Source organism: Ferrovum sp., assembly GCF_027317285.1.
GTDB lineage: Bacteria > Pseudomonadota > Gammaproteobacteria > Burkholderiales > Ferrovaceae > Ferrovum.
The window spans coordinates 1-3292 of sequence record NZ_DAHVHV010000097.1 but is presented as its reverse complement, the minus strand read 5'-3'; the positions used below and the strand labels follow the sequence as shown (position 1 = coordinate 3292).

The following is a 3292-nucleotide window of genomic DNA, read 5'->3' as shown; positions in this document are numbered from 1 at the left end:
AAGAATGAATATGACTAATTATCTCATCAATTCAAACGGTTGTATATGTTTTTAAGGGTTTGGAACACGGATTCAGGGCATAGTCATGATAATTTCCTTTTGGTGTTGGGATCATTATCCGGTTACTGACGACAAAATATGTCGCACCATAAATTCGATCTCGTGCCATGAGTCCTTCTGAGGAACGGATGCTTTTGACTGCACGACAGTGTTTCACCTGCATTGAATTTCCAATGATCTAAACATTCTATGCGACACATATCGTCGTATGGGTGGGTAGAATCCCTTCTGATGATCAGGCACCATCAAAGTTAATACCCCTGTAACAAGCCCTTGAAGGAAAATTTGTAGTTTGAAATGGATGGTGAAGCCTTGTTGACCGACACAACCCCTTTGAGCGAGGAATCATGAATAACGCCGCATTACGCGAACGGTTTCATACTCTTTTTGATCAGCATTCCAGAGTTGAGATCTATCTGGATATCAACAAGGGTTGGCATGCGCCGGTCATTGAAATGTTGGAACGCCTAGCCAATGAACAGGGGAATACGCCCGCCATGCGCATCACACAACTCAAGATGAAATGGGGGTATTTGCGAGTCACTGGCGATGGATTTTCTCATCAGGCCGATGCAATTGTGGAAGAAGCTGAAAAAAGGACGGCAGAAATCTGTGAGATTTGTGGCGCACCGGGTGAACCGGACATGAATTTAAGGGGAATAACGATTGGGGTGCGTTGTGCCAATCACGCCAGACAAAACAAGAAGGAAAAGGCCGAGATCAGTGCGGCACAGAAATCATCAAAAGTCGGCATATTTTTTGTAGTGAATGGCGACATCATTTTTGATGCTGTTCCCCTGGATCAAGGAGAACCCTATGGCGATACGGTTGGCTTCAGTGCCCATGCAGATTTCTGGGAGGCACTTGTACCCAAAACCTCAGCGGAGCGATTATTCAAAAGTCACCCCTACGACTACTATCCACGGGGCCGAGTAGTATATTTCAAGGACATTTTAGGGTTTAAGCTATATGCGGATCGTTGCATAACAGACACCGACTCAAAAAAAATCATTGCAACATTCCAGTTGCCGACCGGTATGCTTTCCTGGCATCGTGATCAGCATTATCAGTGTTCAAGATGCCATCGTGGTTATGTGGACATTTAGGGATGATTGGAGTATTTCTGGGATCTACCGATCGGGAATGCTTCCACAGAAGCCGGAAGGAATTGGACGGGGGCACTGGGCTACAACGAATTCGGCTCATTGTTGGCCGATTGAATTATTCAATCTTTGAGACTGGGTAAACTTTGGAAATCTACATTTCCACCTGCGTCGCGAAATATCTGCGCTTGAATCTCGATATCTATCCATATCTGACCGATACGCAAGATGTCTCTGAACGACAATTGCTGCCGTCCAGGCCCCCATGAATGGTCGTACAGATCGTGGAAAATGTAGCAGTGGTTTTCAATGCCGACATGCATTGCGCTTATTCCCCAATCGGCTGCGCTATAAAAGTGACTTTCTTCCGCAGAATCCTTGGGTATGTAGTATTTCCTGCCGGTTAGGATATTGTCGTCATCTTCTCTGAATTCTGAATCATCTTCCCGAAGGCAGAATGTTACCTTGGCCTCTATTTCAAAATCATCGAGGGGATCCAGCGGATCAGCAACCCTACCGGAAAGAACTTTGACATGCCGATGTCCTTCATCAACAATCTCTCGTTGCAGTTCAAACATTTTTTGGTTGAAACGACGTAATCTCGAAACCTCCTCTTCAGTCAGAGGACTATCGTCTTTCTCAACAGCATGTTTCGAGCAACAAACTCGTATGTTGTAAGGCTGGTCTGGTACAAACTCCCCAGATTCACCGCAGATCTCGCAAATCCTGCAGGATTTTTCCAAAGCCTCACGACAGAGTTTACGGATATGATCATCTGCGCCATCATCCAGAACCATGCGTAGTGCACCGCCACGTCTCAGCACTTCGACCACCATGGGGTCAAGATGATGTTGATGGGAATAATCCACAATTTCCCGTGAGAGTGTTCGTATCAAGTCAAACCAACCGTCGTTGCAGCGGATGCCCTTCCAACCGCTACACATATCTGGGTTTTCCAGATGTCTCATTCTGTAAAGGAGGGGGAATTCAGAGTACAGCCTTTGCTCCAGTTCTGGTGACATATCAACCTCGTCGTTCGGTGAGAATATTCACAGGGGGTAGAATATCCACTATTCGCGATGAAATGTGTCGCAAGAGGTCCATGACAGTTTCAGGAAAGGTGGGGGTGTAAATTCTGTCACCAGCGAGAAACTTCCTCAGCACAATTAAATTGCTGCCGCTATTCCTTTGCTGCCTCACGGCCCTCTGGGATGAACTGGGATTCTCGGATGCTTTTCGCCGTATATTGCGCCCCCGCCGTCAGTTTGATGCCGAGGCTCTGTTGCGCGTCATGGTCTTTAATAGTCTGTGTGACCCGAAGTCCAAACTGGGAATTCACCGCTGGCTGGAAATGGCCATCGTGCCAAGTGTCGATCGGAATCCGTGACTCATTTGCACCTGGTGTGACCGAGCACATCGCACAAACGATCAAAGATTGGATGAGACCAAGATGGTGCGCGAGATGGAGGTCAATGTAGGCAAGGATCTTCAATACATCCGTGTCAGCGGCACCCTGGTTGGAGGTACGGCTGGCTTGGCACTATACGGCATGAGTTCTGCCCTGAGCTCACTCCTGCCTACATCCACTGATAAAAAATCAAATGATGCCGGACCATGCTATGCTATGGAGCCGGGGCATATGCTTATAATTATTAGCCAACAGACACAAGAGGCCAGCATGTTCATAGACTCAACGAAATACAAAAAGGAAGTTTTAGCGCTTATCGATGGAAGCACTAACATTGACATTGCAATCGCCTTTTGGGGTCAAGGTGCAGATAAAGTGATATGTGGCGCTGCGAATAAAGGGAAAACAATTCGGATAATTTGCAATCTGCTGAGTGGGGGGACGAACCCAGCCCCGATACAAACGCTTATTTCCTGTGACAAAGTAGAAATTAAACACATTACTTCGCTTCATGCAAAAGTGATCCTTGGGGATGCTGGTGTGGTAGTTGGATCTGCTAATTTTTCAACTGATGGACTTAACCACGAAGAAGAAGAGACATCTGGTTGGGATGAGGCTGGGCTTAAAACAACGGATTCGAATGAGTTGAACGAAGCCGCTATCGCGGAGAATCCCCTCGACAAGTTGATTGAGCATCATAATTCATCCTCACCCCGAAAGG

General features: G+C 46.8%; 3 protein-coding genes and 1 pseudogene. 3 read left to right on the top strand and 1 reads right to left on the bottom strand.

Annotated elements, in window-relative coordinates; genetic code table 11:
- Positions 1–407: 407 nt before the first annotated feature.
- Entirely contained in the window at positions 408–1166 is a 759-nt protein-coding gene (locus tag M6F29_RS11525; protein ID WP_298160006.1) for a hypothetical protein, read from the top strand.
- Positions 1167–1285: 119 nt separating this feature from the next.
- Here M6F29_RS11525 and M6F29_RS11520 read toward each other — a convergent pair whose 3' ends face one another.
- Positions 1286–2185 (bottom strand): hypothetical protein, encoded by a 900-nt coding sequence (locus M6F29_RS11520; RefSeq protein ID WP_298160003.1) that lies wholly within the window; start codon positions 2183–2185, stop codon positions 1286–1288.
- 173 nt (positions 2186–2358) lie between these two features.
- Here M6F29_RS11520 and M6F29_RS11515 point away from each other — a divergent pair.
- Both M6F29_RS11515 and M6F29_RS11510 read left to right on the top strand, forming a co-directional pair.
- Positions 2359–2567 (top strand): annotated as a pseudogene (locus M6F29_RS11515) (IS1634 family transposase); the annotation flags it as partial.
- A 46-nt stretch (positions 2568–2613) separates the two neighbouring features.
- A partial coding sequence (locus tag M6F29_RS11510) for a phospholipase D family protein (RefSeq protein WP_298160000.1) occupies positions 2614–3292 on the top strand: 679 nt, incomplete at its 3' end.

Coding starts and splice junctions, on each gene's coding strand:
- M6F29_RS11520 (WP_298160003.1), bottom strand. CDS start 2,185: ATGTCACCAGAACTGGAGCAAAGGCTGTACTCTGAATTCCCCCTCCTT.
- M6F29_RS11525 (WP_298160006.1), top strand. CDS start 408: ATGAATAACGCCGCATTACGCGAACGGTTTCATACTCTTTTTGATCAG.